Annotated in this window: 14 protein-coding genes; 6 read left to right on the top strand and 8 right to left on the bottom strand. The window is 73.3% G+C overall.

Annotated elements, in window-relative coordinates; genetic code table 11:
• Window positions 1–9 precede the first annotated feature (9 nt).
• From EDD32_RS16835 to deoD, 3 genes are all read right to left on the bottom strand, one after another.
• Window positions 10–663, bottom strand: coding sequence for a TetR/AcrR family transcriptional regulator (locus tag EDD32_RS16835; protein WP_123919341.1), 654 nt, complete (start codon window positions 661–663; stop codon window positions 10–12).
• Between the two features lie 455 nt (window positions 664–1,118).
• Window positions 1,119–1,802, bottom strand: coding sequence for a hypothetical protein (locus EDD32_RS16830; RefSeq protein ID WP_211338873.1), 684 nt, complete (start codon window positions 1,800–1,802; stop codon window positions 1,119–1,121).
• Window positions 1,803–2,064: 262 nt separating this feature from the next.
• Complete coding sequence (gene deoD, locus EDD32_RS16825) at window positions 2,065–2,772, bottom strand: purine-nucleoside phosphorylase (RefSeq protein WP_123919339.1); 708 nt, start codon at window positions 2,770–2,772, stop codon at window positions 2,065–2,067.
• Window positions 2,773–3,057: 285 nt separating this feature from the next.
• Between deoD and EDD32_RS16820 the strand changes: the two genes are divergently transcribed.
• The 5 genes from EDD32_RS16820 (at window position 3,058) to EDD32_RS16800 (ending at window position 9,625) form a co-directional block, all read left to right on the top strand.
• Window positions 3,058–4,653, top strand: a complete 1,596-nt coding sequence (locus EDD32_RS16820) for a sodium-dependent transporter (RefSeq protein WP_123919337.1) — start codon at window positions 3,058–3,060, stop codon at window positions 4,651–4,653.
• Window positions 4,650–4,808 (top strand): methionine/alanine import family NSS transporter small subunit, encoded by a 159-nt coding sequence (locus tag EDD32_RS16815; protein ID WP_123919335.1) that lies wholly within the window; start codon window positions 4,650–4,652, stop codon window positions 4,806–4,808. Before EDD32_RS16820 ends, EDD32_RS16815 begins: the two co-directional genes overlap by 4 nt.
• Window positions 4,809–4,890: 82 nt before the next feature.
• Complete coding sequence (locus EDD32_RS16810; protein WP_123919333.1) at window positions 4,891–5,919, top strand: 3-oxoacyl-ACP synthase III; 1,029 nt, start codon at window positions 4,891–4,893, stop codon at window positions 5,917–5,919.
• Complete coding sequence (locus tag EDD32_RS16805; RefSeq protein ID WP_170175336.1) at window positions 5,916–8,657, top strand: alpha/beta fold hydrolase; 2,742 nt, start codon at window positions 5,916–5,918, stop codon at window positions 8,655–8,657. Before EDD32_RS16810 ends, EDD32_RS16805 begins: the two co-directional genes overlap by 4 nt.
• Window positions 8,654–9,625: an NAD-dependent epimerase/dehydratase family protein gene (locus EDD32_RS16800; RefSeq protein ID WP_170175147.1), complete on the top strand. Its 972-nt coding sequence runs from the start codon at window positions 8,654–8,656 to the stop codon at window positions 9,623–9,625. The genes EDD32_RS16805 and EDD32_RS16800 overlap by 4 nt, the downstream gene beginning before the upstream one ends.
• A 46-nt stretch (window positions 9,626–9,671) precedes the next feature.
• On the opposite strand, the gene EDD32_RS19855 is transcribed toward EDD32_RS16800, so the two are convergent.
• Both EDD32_RS19855 and EDD32_RS16790 read right to left on the bottom strand, forming a co-directional pair.
• Window positions 9,672–11,252 carry a DUF222 domain-containing protein gene (locus EDD32_RS19855; RefSeq protein WP_123919327.1) on the bottom strand — a complete coding sequence of 527 codons (1,581 nt, stop codon included), beginning with the start codon at window positions 11,250–11,252 and terminating at the stop codon, window positions 9,672–9,674.
• 261 nt (window positions 11,253–11,513) lie between these two features.
• Window positions 11,514–12,341 carry an aldo/keto reductase gene (locus tag EDD32_RS16790; protein WP_123919325.1) on the bottom strand — a complete coding sequence of 276 codons (828 nt, stop codon included), beginning with the start codon at window positions 12,339–12,341 and terminating at the stop codon, window positions 11,514–11,516.
• Window positions 12,342–12,410: 69 nt separating this feature from the next.
• Here EDD32_RS16790 and EDD32_RS16785 point away from each other — a divergent pair, with 69 nt between their 5' ends.
• Window positions 12,411–13,202, top strand: a complete 792-nt coding sequence (locus EDD32_RS16785) for an HAD-IIB family hydrolase (RefSeq protein WP_123919323.1) — start codon at window positions 12,411–12,413, stop codon at window positions 13,200–13,202.
• A 189-nt stretch (window positions 13,203–13,391) separates the two neighbouring features.
• Here the strand turns inward: EDD32_RS16785 and EDD32_RS16780 are convergent, their stop codons facing one another.
• The 3 genes from EDD32_RS16780 to EDD32_RS16770 all read right to left on the bottom strand — a co-directional run bounded on the left by EDD32_RS16780 (window position 13,392) and on the right by EDD32_RS16770 (window position 15,455).
• On the bottom strand, window positions 13,392–14,147 hold the full coding sequence (locus tag EDD32_RS16780) for an SDR family NAD(P)-dependent oxidoreductase (protein ID WP_123919321.1): 756 nt from the start codon (window positions 14,145–14,147) through the stop codon (window positions 13,392–13,394).
• A gap of 91 nt (window positions 14,148–14,238) precedes the next feature.
• Window positions 14,239–14,568 (bottom strand): thioredoxin family protein, encoded by a 330-nt coding sequence (locus EDD32_RS16775; protein WP_123919319.1) that lies wholly within the window; start codon window positions 14,566–14,568, stop codon window positions 14,239–14,241.
• On the bottom strand, window positions 14,565–15,455 hold the full coding sequence (locus EDD32_RS16770) for an LLM class flavin-dependent oxidoreductase (RefSeq protein ID WP_123919317.1): 891 nt from the start codon (window positions 15,453–15,455) through the stop codon (window positions 14,565–14,567). Before EDD32_RS16770 ends, EDD32_RS16775 begins: the two co-directional genes overlap by 4 nt.
• Window positions 15,456–15,720 lie beyond the last annotated feature (265 nt).

Here is a 15,720-nt window from a genome sequence, read left to right as displayed (position 1 = left end):
CACCAGCGCTCAGACGCTGACGCCCACCCCGCGGAGCTGGATGTCCACCAGCTCACGGACGTAGTCCTTGAGCCCGGCCTCGAGCTCCTCCCGGCTGCTCCGGGAGGAGCTGATGAGCATGTGCACGAAGATCGCGCCCTCGATCGCGTCGAGGAGATGGTGCACCGAGGTGCCGGGGGGCAGCTCACCGTCCGCGATGGCCTTCTCGATGCGACCGGCGAGGGCGAGCACCCCTCGGCTGATGTTCTCCTCCCGGATCTCCTTGAACTCCTCCGGGTTGACCACGGCCGCGGAGAACATGTGCGCCATCGCGGGGCCGTACTCACCGAGGAAGAACTCGGCACGCGCGCAGGCGTGCTGGTTGAGGTACTCGCGGATGTCGAGATCCTCACCCGCCGGCGTGACGTTCTGCGCCTCGAGGTGCCGGATGGCGTCGAGGAGGAGGTCGCGCTTGTCCTTCCAGCGCAGGTAGATGGAGGACTTCCCGATGCCGGCATGCGTCGCGACGCCGTCCAGGCTGAGACCGGACCAGCCCTTCTGGCCGAAGAGCTCGAGGACCGCGCGGAACGCACGCTCCTCGGTGTCGGCGTGGCGAGGTCGGCCCGGCCCTCGGCGGACCGGCGGGGATGCCTCGTCGATCGTGTGCGTCTCAGACTGAGTCATCGGGACCGCCTTCCTGAGCGTCTGGTCTGGACAATACCTTCGCGGCGCAGGTCTGGAGACTGATTTGCCCAGTTGTCCACGCCTGTCGTGAAGAGATCAGTCGGGCGGGGGCCCCGACCCCCACGGAGGCTGGTCGTACCCTCGCGAGGAGGACCCGACGGGACGGTGTCGCCGAGGGATGCCCGCGTCGGGCAAGACCTGGGGTGGTTGCTCAGCACCGAGCCGCACCCGTCGGCGGAACGCCCGGGCGCCCGCAGCGTGCTCGCCCGGGCGCCGCAGCGTGCTCGCCCGGGCGCCGCAGCGTGCTCGCCCGGGCGCCCGCAGCGTGCTCGCCCGGGCGCCCGCAGCGTGCTCGCCCGGGCGCCGCAGCGTGCTCGCTCGGGCCCACTCCACGACCGGTCGGCGGACTTGCCCTCCCGGGCGGGCTGACGGCACCTCGCCCGGGTGGCTGGCGGTTACCCGACGGTGGCGGGCCGGCACACGTCGACCCACTGTTCCGGCAGGAGGGGAGCGGCGTCGGAGCGACCGCGGAGCGACTCGCACAGCCGGATCGCCGAGTCGAGCAGGTCACGCAGCCGCTCGTCCGAGTCGGGCACGCAGGCCGCCGCGATGCCGGGGATCGCGAAGTCGAGGATCACCGGGCCGGGATGGAAGCGGACCGGTCCCACCACACCGCGGGCGACGAAGTCGCGAGCCCACCGGGTGGCGAGCGGAACGGTCTCCAGCGCCGCCGCGGTCGTTCCGCGCAGGGTGTCCGGGTCCCGCCCGTCACCGGGCGCGAGCAGCCGGTCGAGGCTGAGCAGCCCCACGGCGAGGGCCCGCTGGGTCTCCTCGGCCACCACCGGCAGGGCACGGCGCGCCGCCAGGTGGGCGATCTCGTGGTTCCACCGGGGGTCGTCGCTCACGAGCCCGATGACCGACGGGATCATCGTGGCCAGTGCCGGCCGGGCCGCGTCGGAGGTGCAGTCGTTGACCAGACGCGCCAGGTGGGCGAGGAGCGGATGGGTGCAGCGCGGGCGGTCGCTCCACCGCTCGCCGGCGAGGAAGGACGCCAGCTCCATGAAGCAGGCACCGCGCCGAGGGTTGCGGTGCTTGCCGCGCGAGAGCATCGGGAGCATGTCCAGCTGGTCGGTTCGCATCATGACCTCCGCCGCGCCTGAGGGACGTAGGTCAAGTCTGCGCCGGGACCTGGCGGTGTGCAACGGGTTCCGGGACTTTGGTCCCTCGCGTGAGCCTGCGGCCGGGCCGGGCCGGGCCGCGGTCAGCGCTGCGCCGGGCCGCGGTCGGCGCTGCGCCGCGGCGTGTCCGTGAGCGGTGCGCCGGGCCGTGGCCAGCGGTGCGCCGTGACCGTCGGCAGCAGCGCGCCGTGACGTCGCCGTCAGCGGTGCGCCGCCGTGACCGTCAGCAGTGCGCGGCGGCCACGGCCAGCCGCAGCGCCCGGCCGAAGTTCTGCTCCCGCTCCTCGGCGCTCATGTCCCGCGAGCCGTCGAGCAGGTGGTCCGAGATCGTCAGGACGGCGAGCGCCTCCCGGTCGTGCTCGGCGGCGATGCCGTAGAGGCCCGCTGCCTCCATCTCCACGGCGAGGGTGCCGTAGTCGGCCAGGGCCTGGATCTGCTCGGCGGGGTTGCCGTAGAAGTGGTCGCGGGAGACCACCGGGGCGACATGGACGTCGTCCGCCCCGCCCGCGGCCGCGACGGCGGCCGCGACGAGCGGGTAGGAGGCGACGGCGGAGAAGTGGATCCCCGGGATGCGAGTCGTGTTCATCGCCGAGTCCGTGTGGGCGCCCAGCGCGACGACGACGTCGCCGACCTTGACCTTGTGGGAGAGCCCGCCCGCGGTGCCCACGCGGATGATCCGCTGGACGTCGTAGAACTGGAAGAGCTCGTTGGCGTAGATGCCGAGGGACGGCATGCCCATCCCCGAGGCCATCACCGACAGCGGCCGTCCGTCCACCGTGCCGGTGTACGCCCCGATGCCGCGCACGTCGGAGACCTTGCGAGCGTCCGGCATGAGCTGCGCCGCGATGCGCTCGGCGCGCCTGGGGTCACCCGGCATGAGGACGGCGGGCGCGATGTCGCCCTTCTCGGCGGCGATGTGCGGGGTGGCCATGGCGTCTCTCCTGAGGATGGGGGCTACGGTGCGGCGACCATGCTCCCACGGCGGCGCGCGGAACCGGGCTCAGGTCGACCCCACCCTGTGCCGGCGCGGATACCGGTCACCCCGGCGCTGTCGGGCTGCGGACCTGGGTCGCCCCACCCTGTGCCGGCTCGGATACGGGCCAACCCCTGCGCTGTCGGGGTGCGGACATGGGTCGCCCGGCGCAGGCGGTGGCGCTACCCTCGGCGGCACCACGTGCCGTGCTGTCCGGGCGGGCACCTGCGGGAAAGGCAGCTCATGGCCACCTCACGACCGTCCGCCTCGGCGCCCGAACGGGAGCAGTGGTCGAGCCAGTACGGGTTCCTGCTCGCCGCCATCGGCTCCGCGATCGGACTCGGGAACATCTGGCGGTTCCCCGGGGTCGCCTACGAGAACGGCGGCGGGGCGTTCCTCATCCCGTACCTCGTCGCGCTGCTGACCGCCGGTGTGCCCATCCTCCTGCTCGACTACGCTCTTGGGCACCGCTACCGCGGGTCCGCCCCGGCGACCTTCCGCCGGCTGGGGCGCCCGTTCGAGGCGCTCGGCTGGTTCCAGGTGGCCATCTCGTTCGTCATCATCACGTACTACACGGTGATCATCGCGTGGTCGGTGCGCTACGTGGGCTTCTCGGTGACCGAGGCGTGGGGTTCGGACCCCACCGCGTTCTTCGTGGGTGAGTTCCTGCAGGCCGGCGACGCAGGGGTCTCCTTCGACATCGTGCCGGCGATCTTCTGGCCGCTGCTCGTGGTGTGGGTGGTCGTCCTCATCATCCTCGCCCTCGGTGTGCAGCGCGGTCTCGAGCGGGCGAACCGGGTCTTCCTGCCCCTGCTCGCGATCCTGTTCACGATCATGGTCGTGCGGGCCCTGTTCCTGCCCGGCGCGGTCGAGGGCATCGACGCCTTCTTCACGCCCGAGTGGGCGGCCCTGGCGGATCCGCAGGTGTGGATCGCCGCCTACAGCCAGATCTTCTTCTCCCTGTCGATCGCGTTCGGGATCATGCTCACCTACTCGAGCTACCTCAAGCGCCGCTCCAACCTGGTCCCCACCGGCTACGTGGCCGCCTTCGCGAACTCCTCCTTCGAGCTCCTCGCGGGCATCGGGGTCTTCGCGACCCTGGGGTACATGGCTGCGCAGCAGGGCGTCGGGGTGGGGGAGCTCGAGGGCATCACCGGCGTGAGCCTGAGCTTCATGACGTTCCCGCAGATCATCTCCCTCATGCCCGGCGGGCCGATCTTCGGCGTCCTTTTCTTCTCCTCGCTCACCCTGGCCGGTCTGACCTCGCTGCTCAGCCTCCTCCAGGTGGTCTCCGCCGCGTTCCAGGAGAAGTTCGGCCTGTCCCGGGTGCAGGCGTCGATCTTCATCGGCGGCTTCGCGGCGATCCTGTCCCTGGCGCTGTACTCCACCACCACCGGCCTGCCGGTCCTGGACACCGTCGACAAGTACATCAACGAGATCGGCGTGGTCTCCTCCGCCATCCTCATGTCGCTCCTCGTGGCGTTCGTGGCCCGCAAGCTCCCCGAGCTCCAGTCGCACCTCAACGGCACGTCGACGGCGCAGGTCGGGACGTGGTGGCGGGTGCTGGTCGCGGTCGTGGTGCCGGTCGTGCTCGTCGTGATGCTGGTGGCGACCGTGATCAACCTCCTCGCCGAGCCCTACTCCGGCTACCCGGGCTGGTTCCTCAACACCTTCGGCTGGGGCGTGGTCGGCCTGGCCGTGCTGGCCTCGGTCCTGTACTCCGTGATCCCGTGGCGCCGCCCCGTCGACGACTTCACCGCCCACCCGGTCGGACGACCGCTGGGCCGGCGCGGCACGGGCCCGGATACCGGCACCACGCACGGGGAGGTGACCCGATGAGCACCGTCGCCGTCGTCATGATGATCGTCGCCATCGTCGTCGTGTGGGGAGGGCTGGCCGCGTCCATCCACTTCCTCGCCCGGCACCCCCTGGACGACCGGGACGAGCTCGAGACCATCCTCGAGGACGGCCCGGAGGCCGACACCACCTGGTGACGTGGCCGCCCCGCCGACCGTGACGCCGTGCCACGGGACGGACCCGGAGGCGCAGGGGCGGGGTGGTCCGTAACCTGAGGGAGTGAGAGACGGAAACGCGAGTGCGCGGTACCGGGACAGCGCCGTGGTCGGCCTGGCCCACATCGAGGCGCCGGTGGTGGTGACCTCGGCGGAGTTCGAGGAACGGCTGGCGCCCACGCGGCGCGCGCTGCGCCTGCCCCCGAACCTCCTCGAGCGCGTGTCGGGCGTGCGCGAGCGGCGGTGGTGGGCCGAAGGAACCGACTTCGAGGACATGGCCGCCGAGGCCGGCGCCAAGGCGCTCGCCGCGGCCGGGGTCGACGCGGGCGACGTCGGGTTGCTCGTCAACACCTCTGTCTCGCGGCCGCACCTGGAGCCGTCGGTGGCGGTCGGGGTGCACCACCGCATGGGCCTGCCGAGCTCGGCCCTGAACTTCGACATCACCAACGCCTGCCTGGGGTTCGTCAACGGGCTGCAGATGGCCTCGGCGATGATCGACTCCGGCCAGATCGACTACGCCGTCGTCGTCGACGCCGAGGACGTGCGTCCCACGCAGGAGGACACGCTCCGCAGGCTCGCGACGGAAGGGGTCACGCGCGGGGACTACACCGACCAGTTCGCGTCGCTCACCCTCGGTGACGGCGCCGCAGCGGCGGTCGTGGGGCGTGCCTCTGACCGGCCCGACGGGCACCGCATCCTCGGTGGGGTCTCCCGTGCCGGCACCCAGCACCACCGCCTGTGCGTGGGGTCGTTCGGCAAGATGACGACCGACACCAAGAGCCTGCTCACCCACGGGCTCAAGCTCGTCACCGACGCGTGGCACGAGGCGGAGCGCTCGGGCTGGGACTGGCGCCGTCTGGACCGCTACGTCACCCATCAGATCTCCACGCCGTACACCAACGCCATCATCGAGGCGGTGGACCTCGACCCCGCGGCGGTGCCGATCACGTTCGACCGGTGGGGCAACGTCGGCCCGGCCGCGATCGCGATGACCCTCTCCGAGCAGGCGGAGAGCCTCAACCCCGGGGACCGGGTGATGTGCCTCGGCGTCGGGTCCGGCCTCAACACCACGATGCTCGAGCTCGCCTGGTGAGCGCACGCTCTGCCGCGCCGGGAGCCCAGGCGTGGCCCGGCGTCGACCCGGCCTGGTCACGCCGCGTCGCCGTCGACGGGCACGAGTGGCACCTGCTCGACAACGCACCCTCCCTCACCGCTCCCGCCCGCGGCGTCCTGCTGTGCGTGCACGGCAACCCCACCTGGTCGTACCTGTGGCGCTCGGTGCTCGCTGCCGGCGCGTCCGCGGGCTGGCGCGTCGTGGCCGTCGACCAGCTGGAGATGGGGTGGTCCGAACGCTCCGGGGCGCACCACCGCCTCGCCGACCGCGTGGCCCAGCTCGGCCGGCTCACCGACACCCTCGGGATCTCGGGCGACGGCGAGCCGGAGCCCGGCGGTGCACTCCCCGTGGTCGCCGTGGGCCACGACTGGGGCGGCGTCGTCGTGTCGGGGTGGGCCGTCGACCACCCGCGGGAGCTGGCAGCCCTCGTGCTGACGAACACGGCCGTCCACCACGACGACGCGGTGCCGGTACCGGGGCTGCTGCGCCTGGCGCGCCGCACCGCCGTCCACAGTGCCGCCACCGTGCTCACGCCGGCGTTCCTCGAGGTCACCCTGTCGCTGGCGAGCCCGGCGCTCTCCCCGGCGGTGCGCGCGGCGTTCCGTTCGCCGTACACGACGGCGGAGCGGCGCCGGGGGATCGGCGCGTTCGTCGAGGACATCCCGGTCGACGCCCGGCACCCCAGCCACCGGGAGCTGGGCCGCATCGCCGACGGGGTCGCCGCCCTGGACGTTCCCGCGCTGCTCATGTGGGGGCCCCGCGACCCGGTGTTCTACGAGCGTTACCTGCGGGATCTCCGCGAGCGACTCCCACAGGCCGACGTCCACCGCTTCGAGGGCGCCGGGCACCTCGTGGTCGAGGACGCCGATGTCGCCGGCGTGCTGGTGCGATGGTTGGCGGCGCGCGGGATCGGGCTGCCGGCCGCGGATCCGCAAGCTCTCGACCGCGACGTGACGGCGTTGCTCCGCCACGAGACCGACTCGGCGGCCCTCGGGCCGGGTGGAGAGCTCCGCGCGGACAGCGCCCCGTACGAGCCGCTGTGGGCGGCGCTGGACTCCCTCGCCGACACCGACGGGCCGGCCGTCGTCTCCCTGCGCGACGGCGCCGCGACGACCGTGACGTGGCGGCGCCTCGCCGCCGACGTCAGACACCTCGCGCTCGGTCTGGTGGACGCCGGGGTCCGGCCGCGGCAGCGGGTCAGCCTGCTGGTGCCGCCGGGAGCCGAGCTGACGACCGCGCTCTTCGCGTGCCTGCGTATCGGCGCCGTCGTCGTCCTCGCCGACGCCGGGCTGGGGACCGCGGGACTGACGCGGGCCGTCCGCGGCGCGGACCCGGACGTCACCATCGGGATCGACCGGGCGCTCCTCGGTGCGCGGACACTGGGGTGGCCCGGTCGGCGGGTCCTCGTCGCCGCGGAGTCGGGCTCGGGTGCAGATCCGCTCCGCAGGCGCATCCTCGGCGCGGAGGGGACCTACCGCGACCTCATCGCGCAGGGGCGGCGGCTCGAGGCCGCCGGCATCGAGCTCCCGCCCGAGCCTGGCCCGGACGCCGACGCCGCTGTTCTCTTCACCTCCGGCTCGACGGGCCCGGCGAAGGGCGTCGCCTACACCCACCGCGGGCTGGCGGGCATGCGCGACGTCGTCGGCGACACCTACGGACTCTCGCCCGAGCGGCCCTTCGTGGCCGGATTCGCTCCGTTCGCACTCCTCGGGACGGCGCTCGGAGCGACGTCGGCGACACCCGACATGGACGTCACGGCCCCCGCCACGCTCACAGCCGGCGCCCTGGCGGACGCCGTCGCCGCCATCGACGCCCGGGCCGTCTTCGCCTCACCGTCCGCCCTGGCGAACGTCGTACGGACGGCCGGTGAGGTGACCGGTGACGGGCGCTCGGCCCTGGGTCGTGTCGAGGTTCTGCTGTCCGCAGGTGCCCCGATCGCTCCGGAGCGTCTCGCCGCGGCCGCGGCGCTCGTACCCTCGGCCGCGGCGCACACACCGTACGGGATGACCGAGGCGCTTCCCGTCACCGACGTCTCGCTCGAGGAGATCCGCCAGGCTGCGGCCGACGCCGCCTCGGGGACCGTCCGGGGGGCCGGCGGCGGCACGTGCGTCGGCCGGCCGGTGGGACGCGCCCAGGTGCTGGTGGTGCCTCTCGACGACGATGGCCGGGCCACCGGGCAGCCCACCGACGAGGCCGGCGTGACCGGTGAGGTGCTGGTCAGCGCCCCGAACCTCAAGGACCGCTACGACCGGCTCTGGGCGACGGAGGCCGACTCGCGGACGTGGCCGGGATGGCACCGCACCGGCGACGTCGGGCATCTCGACGGTGTCGGTCGGTTGTGGGTCGAGGGCAGGTTGACCCACGTCATCTCCACCGCCGCCGGCGTCGTCACACCGGTTGCGGTGGAGAACGCGGCGCTCGCCGTGGCCGGGGTCGGGCGCGCCGCGGCCGTCGGGGTGGGTCCGGCAGGTACCCAGCAGGTGGTGGTGGTGGTCGAGACCGACCCCGACGTCCACGCGGGCGCCCGGCGGAGCTGGTCACTGGCCCCGGCGGGCCTGGCGCGGGCTGTCCGGGCGCGGGCGACGGTGCCCGTCGCCGCGGTCCTGCGGGTACCGGAGATCCCGACCGACGTCCGGCACAACTCCAAGGTCGAGCGCACCCGGCTGGCGGCGTGGGCGGAGCGGGCGCTCGCCGGCGCGAGGGTGGGGAACCCGTGAAGGTCCTCGTCACCGGCGCGTCGGGGATGCTCGGCCGGGCCGTCGCAAGCCGGCTCCGCGACCGCGGCGACGACGTCACCGTGCTGCAGCGGCGCGGCGCGGGGATCGCCGGCGTCCGCGAGGTGCGCGGCTCGGTGAGCGACCCCGACGCCGTCGCTGGTGCCGTACCCGGGCACGACGCCGTCGTCCACCTCGCCGCGAAGGTGTCGTTCACCGGCGCGGAGGCGGAGTTCGTCCGGACGAACGTCGAGGGCACCCGCCTCCTGCTCGAGGCGTCGCGCGCCGCGGGGATCGCACGATTCGTGTTCGTCTCATCCCCTTCCGTGGCGCACACCGGCGCCTCGATCGTCGGTGCCGGCGCGGAACCAGCCCGGCCGGACCTCGCGCGGGGTAGCTATGCACGGACGAAGGCGGCGGCCGAGCTGCTCGCCCTGGCCGCCGACCGTCCCGGTTTCGCCGTCGTCGCCGTGCGGCCGCACATCGTCTGGGGACCGGGCGACACCCAGCTCGTGCAACGCGTGGTGGACCGCGCGGCTGCCGGTCGGCTGCCCCGCATCGGCACCGGCGCCACCCTCATCGACACCACGTACGTGGACAACGCCGTCTCGGCGCTTCTCGCGGCGCTCGCGCGCGCTGAGACCGTCCACGGTGAGGCGTTCGTCGTGACCAACGGTGAGCCCCGGCCTGTGGCTGAGCTGATCGGCGGAATGTGCCGCGCCGCGGGTGTCGAGCCGCCCGCGTGGTCCCTCCCGGGCCTGGTCGCCCGCGGCGCCGGAGCCGTGGTGGAGCGGACGTGGACCCTTCTCGGGCGACCGGACGAGCCGCCGATGACCCGGTTCCTCGCCGAGCAGCTCAGCACCGCGCACTGGTTCGACCAGCGACGGACTCGCGACGCGCTGCGGTGGAGCCCCACGGTCGGGCTCGACGAGGGGTTCGCACGCCTCGCGACCCACTTCGCCAGCCTCTGAAGCACGCACGCGCTCGCAGGGCGCTCTGGCAGGTGCGCCGACCGGGCTAGTTGGTGCGGAAGGTGGTGGTGCCGAGGAGGGTGCCGTCGCGGCGGTGGAAGGTCCATCGGTCGGTGTGTCGTTCGATGGTGATGTGGCGGTTGTGGACGTGGTCGTGGTGGTGCCAGCACAGCAGGATGCCTGTGCGGAGGTCGGTGGGGCCGTGCTGGGCGTACCACCACAGGGAGTGGTGGATCTCGCCCTCGCCTGGTGGTGCTGAGCAGTCGGGGTACTGGCAGTGGCGGTCGCGGGCGATGATGGCGCGGGTCTGGGCGGCGGTGTAGAGGCGTTCCTCGCGGCCGACGTCCAGGGGTTGTGAGTCGGGGCCGAACACGACGCGGTGGATCCCGGAGGAGCAGGCCAGGCGGGCCAGGAGGGCGGGCGGCAGGGGGGTGCCGTCGGCCAGGGTCGCGGGGTCCGCGGCGGCCATCGCGGCGAGGTCGTAGTCGGCGCTGATGACGGCCTCGGGGTGGCCGCAGGTGCACCCGGCGGCCGCGGCGTCGGTGGTGACCGGGCCCGCGGCGTCGGTAGTGACCGCGTCTGTCGCGACAGCGGCGGGGCCGGTGGGGTCGAATGCGGCGCCGGGGCCGGTGAGGTCGAATGCGGCGCCGGGGCCGGTGGGGCCGAACGCGGCGCCGGGGCCGGTGGGGCCGAACGCGGCGCCGGGGCCGGTGGGGCCGAACGCGGCGCCGGGGCTGGTGGGGCGGGGGTTGGTGGCGGGGCAGGTGGGGTGGTGGGGGGTGGGGGTGGTCCGGGCGAGCAGGGCCAGGGTGGTGAAGGGGACGGTGACGCACAGGTGGGGGCGGGTCCGGGCGAAGGGTTTGAGGATGCCGGCGTCGAGGGTGAGGTGGGCCAGGGATCCCAGGGCGCCGGCGCGGCGTTGGTTGGGGGTGCGGGTATCGGTCGCGGCGGGGGTGCCGACCCGGGCGTCGAGGGCGGTCAGGAGCGCGGTGCCGGTGGTCTTGGAGAGCCAGCCGCCGGGGACGTAGCCGTCGGTGGTCTCGGCGAGGTAGAACTCCTCGCGGTCGGCGTCGGCGCGGTAGGCGCGGTCGGCGGCGTCGGGGTCGGCGCGCAGGGCCCAGTGGCGCAGGGCCAGGGTGAAGCCGTGGGCGTCCATGGTGGTGGCGTGGCCCAGGAGGAAGTCCTCGCCGAGGTCGTGGTGGCGGAGCAGGGCCTGGCGGGCCGGGGTGTCGGTGGTGTGGCGGACCAGGGCGGCGGCGTGGTCGACGCTGATCGTGCCGGTGGCCAGGGCGGTCGCGGTGGCGGGGAGGTGGTCGCGCAGGGCGCGGGCCTGGCGGACCTTGCGGGCCGCGGCGCTGTGGTGGCGCCCGGAGCGGTTCCGGTACCAGGCGGCCATGGACCGGGCACCGTCCAGGGCCCACCGGCCGTCGGCCTCGACCGCGGTCAGGGCCCGGGCGGTCAGGGCCTCGAGCTGGCGGCGCAGGGTCTCGGCCTGGTCCAGCACGTCCAGGGCGACCTGGGCGGGGTGGTCGAGCAGGTCGGTCGCCAGGACCGCCGTGAGGGCGTCCTGGACGCCGGTGAGCAGGGCGGCCGGGTCGGGGGCGGGCAGCTGCGCGGTGACCGCCATCACCGTTCACCTCCCTCGTCCGTGTCCACCCCCACCGTATCGAACGGACGTTCGCCAGGTCCAGGAGAACGGCGTCATTCCGCCGAATTTGTGGACACCCACGCACGAACCACACCTGTGGAGGAGCAGTGAACGGGGACCGTCGCCGCGCGCCGAGGTAGCGGGACATCGTCGCGGGCTACCCCGCGTCCCCGTCACTTCACAGCCGGCACTCCGTGGGCTCAAGTCCTTCCGAGCGGTGTCAGAGCCGACGGTCCGGAATCAGAACTCCTCGTGGACGTCCGGGTCGCCGCCGTACCGGGAGCCGGCGAGCGCGGAGATCCGGTCGAGCTCGGGCTCGTGGAGCGCGAAACGGAAGATGTCGAGGTTCTCGCGTTGCCGCTCGGGGTCGGCCGACTTCGGGATCGGCACCGCACCGAGCTGGTGGTGCCACCGCAGCACGGTCTGGGCCGGCGTGACCCCGTGGTGCCCGGCTGCCTCGATGATGGCCGGGGCGTCGAGCAGGCGGGCCCGTCCGAGCGGGCTCCACGACTGGGTGATGATCCCGCGCTCGGCGTGCGCGAGACGCATCTGCTCCTGGGGGAAGGCGGGGTGGAGCTCGATCTGGTTCACGGCAGGGGTGACCCCGGTCTCCGAGATGAGGCGGTCCAGGTGGTCCACCGTGAAGTTCGAGACGCCGATCGAGCGCACGAGTCCCTCCTCGCGCAGGCGGATCAGTGCCCGCCAGGTGTCCACGAACTTGTCGATCCGGGGCAGCGGCCAGTGGATGAGGTAGAGGTCGAGGTAGTCCACACCGAGGTCGCGGCGGCTGGAGTGGAAGGCCCGCAACGTCTCGTCGTAGCCCTGGTCCTGCCCTCGAAGCTTGCTCGTGAGCACGACCTCCTCGCGCGGCACACCGGAGTCGGCGATCCCGCGGCCGACGCCCACCTCGTTGCCGTACTTCGCAGCGGTGTCGACGAGGCGGTAGCCCATGCGGAGCGCCGAGGCGACGGCGGTCGCGGCCACCTCGTCGGTCATGGGGTAGGTGCCCAGGCCGATGGCCGGCAGGCGGTGTCCGTCGTCGAGGGTGAGCAGCGGCACGGTGGTCATGGGGACATTCTGCTCCGGGCGGTCGACGGGGACACGGCATAATCGCAGGACGACCACCCGAGGAGATCCATGACCGACGAGACCCTGGCCGACGCGACGGACGTGCGCCTCATCGCCTTCGACCTCGACGACACGCTTGCGCCGTCGAAGTCGCCGATGCCCGAGCGCATGGGGCGCGCCCTGACGGCGCTGCTGGACGAGGTGCCGGTGTGCATCATCTCCGGCGGTCACTTCGGTCAGTTCAGCGACCAGGTCCTGGCCCACCTCGACGCCACGGACGAGCAGCTCTCCCGGTTGCACCTCATGCCCACCTGCGGCACGCGCTACCTGCGCTACGAGGGAGGCACGTGGGAGCAGGTCTACAACCACGACCTCACCGACGACGAGCGGTCCCGTGCTCTCGCGGCCGTGGAGGGCGAGGCCCGCCGTCTCGGCCTCTGGGAGGAGCAGACCTGGGGCCAAATCCTCGAGGACCGCGGCTCCCAGATCACCTTCTCGGCACTGGGCCAGGAGGCCCCGCTCGCGGCGAAGAAGGCGTGGGACCTCGCCGGTGAGAAGAAGGGGCGCCTGCGCGACGCCGTCGCCGAGCTCCTGCCGGACCTCGAGGTCCGCTCCGGCGGCTCGACGTCGGTGGACATCACCCGTAAGGGCGTGGACAAGGCCTACGGGATGGAGCGCCTCAGCGAGCAGACGGGCATCGACGTCTCCGACATCCTCTTCGTCGGTGACCGTCTGGACGAGGGCGGCAACGACTACCCCGTCATCCGCCTGGGGATGCCCGTGCACGCCGTCCGGGACTGGGAGGAGACGGCCGACTACGTCGAGGCCTGGGTCCGTCGCTTCGCCTCCGCGCGGGCCTGAGGACGACGGCGCCGGCCACAGCCTGATCGCGCCGGCCACAGCCCGTTCATCTCGACGTACATGGCCTCGAACGCGGCGTCAACGCGCCGACCACAGCGTCATCGCGCCGACCACAAGCGTGTGGCGCGGACCGGCAAGGTCCGCCGGTCGGACGAGCCGACGGCGGACCCTGGCGTGGGACGGCCGGGCTCAGACCGTGGTGTACCCGCCGTCGACGAGGTAGTACCCGCCCGTGATGAACGAGGCGTCCTCCGACAGCAGGAAGCACACGAGGTGCGCGACCTCCTCCGCGCGGCCGAGACGTCCGAGCGGGTGCTTGCCGGCGAGCATCTCCATGACCTCGGGTGTGAGGTTGTTGTCGAGCAGGGGCGTGTGGATGTAGCCCGGTCCGACCGAGTTGATGCGCAGGCCCTGGGGTCCGTACTCGGCCGCCGCGTTCCTGGTGATCCCGACGACGCCGTGCTTGGCGGCGGTGTACGCGCCGTTGCCCAGGGCCGCGACGGAGCCGTGGATCGAGGCCATGTTGACGATGGCGCTGCGTTCCGCGCCCGCCTTGAGCATCTCCGGGATCTGGTAGCGCATCCCGTAGAGGACGCCGTTGAGGTTGATCCCGATGACCTTGTCCCACTCGTCGAGGTCCGTCTCGCCCGCGGGCGCGTTCTTGCCGCCGATACCCGCGTTGTTGACCGCGAGATGGAGTGCGCCGTAGGTCTCGACGGCGTAGCGGACCACCTTCTCCGAGTCCGCCTTGACGGCGGTGTCCTGCTCGACGGCGGAGGCGGTGCCGCCGGCGGTGGTGATCTCGTCCACCACGCGCTGGGCGGCGGCGAGGTTGATGTCGCTGAGCACGACCTTGGCGCCCTTGGCGGCGAGCTCCTTGCCGATCGCTTCTCCGAGCCCCGAGCCACCGCCGGTGACGATCGCGACCTTGTCCTGGAACGACATGTGCGGGTCCTCCTGTTTGTGTCGACTCTGACGACCCCATCCTGGGGCAGACGTCACACGCGGTGCAGGACCTTCGTCCGTGACGTTCCGTCTACCGCGGGACGGCGGCGGCTGCCTCGTCGACGCCGGCCCGCAGCCACGCCAGCCGTGGCACGCCCACGAGCCGGTGCCGGACGCCCCCGTCGCGGTCGAGGACGAGGACGGTCGGCGTCGCGGTGACCCGGAGGCGCTCGGCGAGCTCCTCGTGGCCGGCGACGTCGAGCTCGACGTGGGTCACCCCGTCGCTCGTCCCCGCGACGCGTGCCGCCACGTTTCGTGCTGCCCGGCACGGTGCGCAGAAGGCGCTGGAGACCTGGACGATCGTCGCCCGGTCGCCGAGCCTGGCGGTTCCGAGGTCGGCGGCGCTGAGGACGCCGCTCACCGCGTCGACCGCTCGGCAGCGACCCGCTCGCGCAGGTCCGGCATCACCTCGTGGCCGAAGCGCCGGATGTCGTCGTCGGTGTCGGCGGCGACGATGAAGGTGCTCGTCCCGTGGGTCAGCGCGACCTCGGCCAGCTGCTCGGCCCAGACCGGCGCTGGGCCACGGAGGAATCCCGCGCCCGGCGAGAAGTCCCCGCCGATGTTGTACAGGCGCCGCACGTCCGACGGCTCCCGGCCCGCGGCGCGGGCCGCGTCGTCGATGACGGCGTTCGGGGCGGCGAGGTCGGACGGCGGCAGGTAGGCCGAGCTCGGCACCCAGCCGTCGCCGAGACGCCCGGTCAGCCTCAGCATCCGGGGGCGCACAGCCCCGATCCAGATCGGGACCGGGTGCGCGGGAGCCGGACCGGGCTTCGCACCGTCGAGGTGGTGGTGCACGCCGCCGGCGCGCACGAGGCGGCGCGTGGGGTCCCACAGCTCGTGGATGACGTCGATCGCCTCAGCGAGAGCGTCGACGGCGTCGCCCGGGCTGAGGCGGGACCCCCCCATGGCGACGATCGCGTCCCAGAAGGCGCCGGCGCCGAGGCCCAGCTCGACCCGGCCACCGGTGAGGAGGTCGAGGCTCGCCGCCGAGCGTGCGAGGACGGCCGGTGGTCGCAGGGGGAGGTTCGCGACGTCGGGCATGAGGTGGACGCGCGAGGTGCGCGCCCCGACCCACGAGAGCAGCGTCCAGGCGTCGAGGAACGCCGGCTGGTAGGGGTGGTCCTGGAAGGCGACGACGTCGAGACCGGCGTCCTCGGCCGTCATGGCGAGGCGGACCGTGCCCGCGGCGTCGCGGGCCGAGGGGGTGATGAACGCGCCGCCGCGCATCTCGTGGCCGTAGTCCGGCATCCCTCGTCCTCTCCCGTGGTCCGACGGTCCTCTCGCCTGTGCAACAGGGACTCGGCGGGGAACCTTCCCCGCGGGGCCGCGGTGGCGATCCTCTCAGCCGACGGCGGTGGCGCCCGTGGCGGCGAGGGTGGTGTGGTGCGGCGTGCCGGCGGGGGAGGGGCGCGGCGCGGCGTTGCGGCAGAGGGAGGCGCACGGCGCGGCGTTGCGGCGAGAGAGAGGCGCGCGGCGCGGCACGCCCCGTGTCGCGGGGCTCGCCCTGTGGCGG

The organism is Georgenia muralis (assembly GCF_003814705.1).
Taxonomy (GTDB): Bacteria; Actinomycetota; Actinomycetes; order Actinomycetales; family Actinomycetaceae; genus Georgenia; species Georgenia muralis.
The sequence above is the reverse complement of the archived record's forward strand: the minus strand, read 5'-3'. Positions and strand labels throughout refer to the sequence as shown.

What these genes read in the sequence shown, in the direction of transcription:
- EDD32_RS16790 (WP_123919325.1), bottom strand. Translation starts at nt 12,341, where the DNA reads ATGACCACCGTGCCGCTGCTCACCCTCGACGACGGACACCGCCTGCCG.
- EDD32_RS16780 (WP_123919321.1), bottom strand. Translation starts at nt 14,147, where the DNA reads ATGTCGTTCCAGGACAAGGTCGCGATCGTCACCGGCGGTGGCTCGGGG.
- EDD32_RS16820 (WP_123919337.1), top strand. Translation starts at nt 3,058, where the DNA reads ATGGCCACCTCACGACCGTCCGCCTCGGCGCCCGAACGGGAGCAGTGG.
- EDD32_RS16785 (WP_123919323.1), top strand. Translation starts at nt 12,411, where the DNA reads ATGACCGACGAGACCCTGGCCGACGCGACGGACGTGCGCCTCATCGCC.
- EDD32_RS19855 (WP_123919327.1), bottom strand. Translation starts at nt 11,252, where the DNA reads ATGGCGGTCACCGCGCAGCTGCCCGCCCCCGACCCGGCCGCCCTGCTC.
- EDD32_RS16830 (WP_211338873.1), bottom strand. Translation starts at nt 1,802, where the DNA reads ATGCGAACCGACCAGCTGGACATGCTCCCGATGCTCTCGCGCGGCAAG.
- deoD (WP_123919339.1), bottom strand. Translation starts at nt 2,772, where the DNA reads ATGGCCACCCCGCACATCGCCGCCGAGAAGGGCGACATCGCGCCCGCC.
- EDD32_RS16835 (WP_123919341.1), bottom strand. Translation starts at nt 663, where the DNA reads ATGACTCAGTCTGAGACGCACACGATCGACGAGGCATCCCCGCCGGTC.
- EDD32_RS16815 (WP_123919335.1), top strand. Translation starts at nt 4,650, where the DNA reads ATGAGCACCGTCGCCGTCGTCATGATGATCGTCGCCATCGTCGTCGTG.
- EDD32_RS16770 (WP_123919317.1), bottom strand. Translation starts at nt 15,455, where the DNA reads ATGCCGGACTACGGCCACGAGATGCGCGGCGGCGCGTTCATCACCCCC.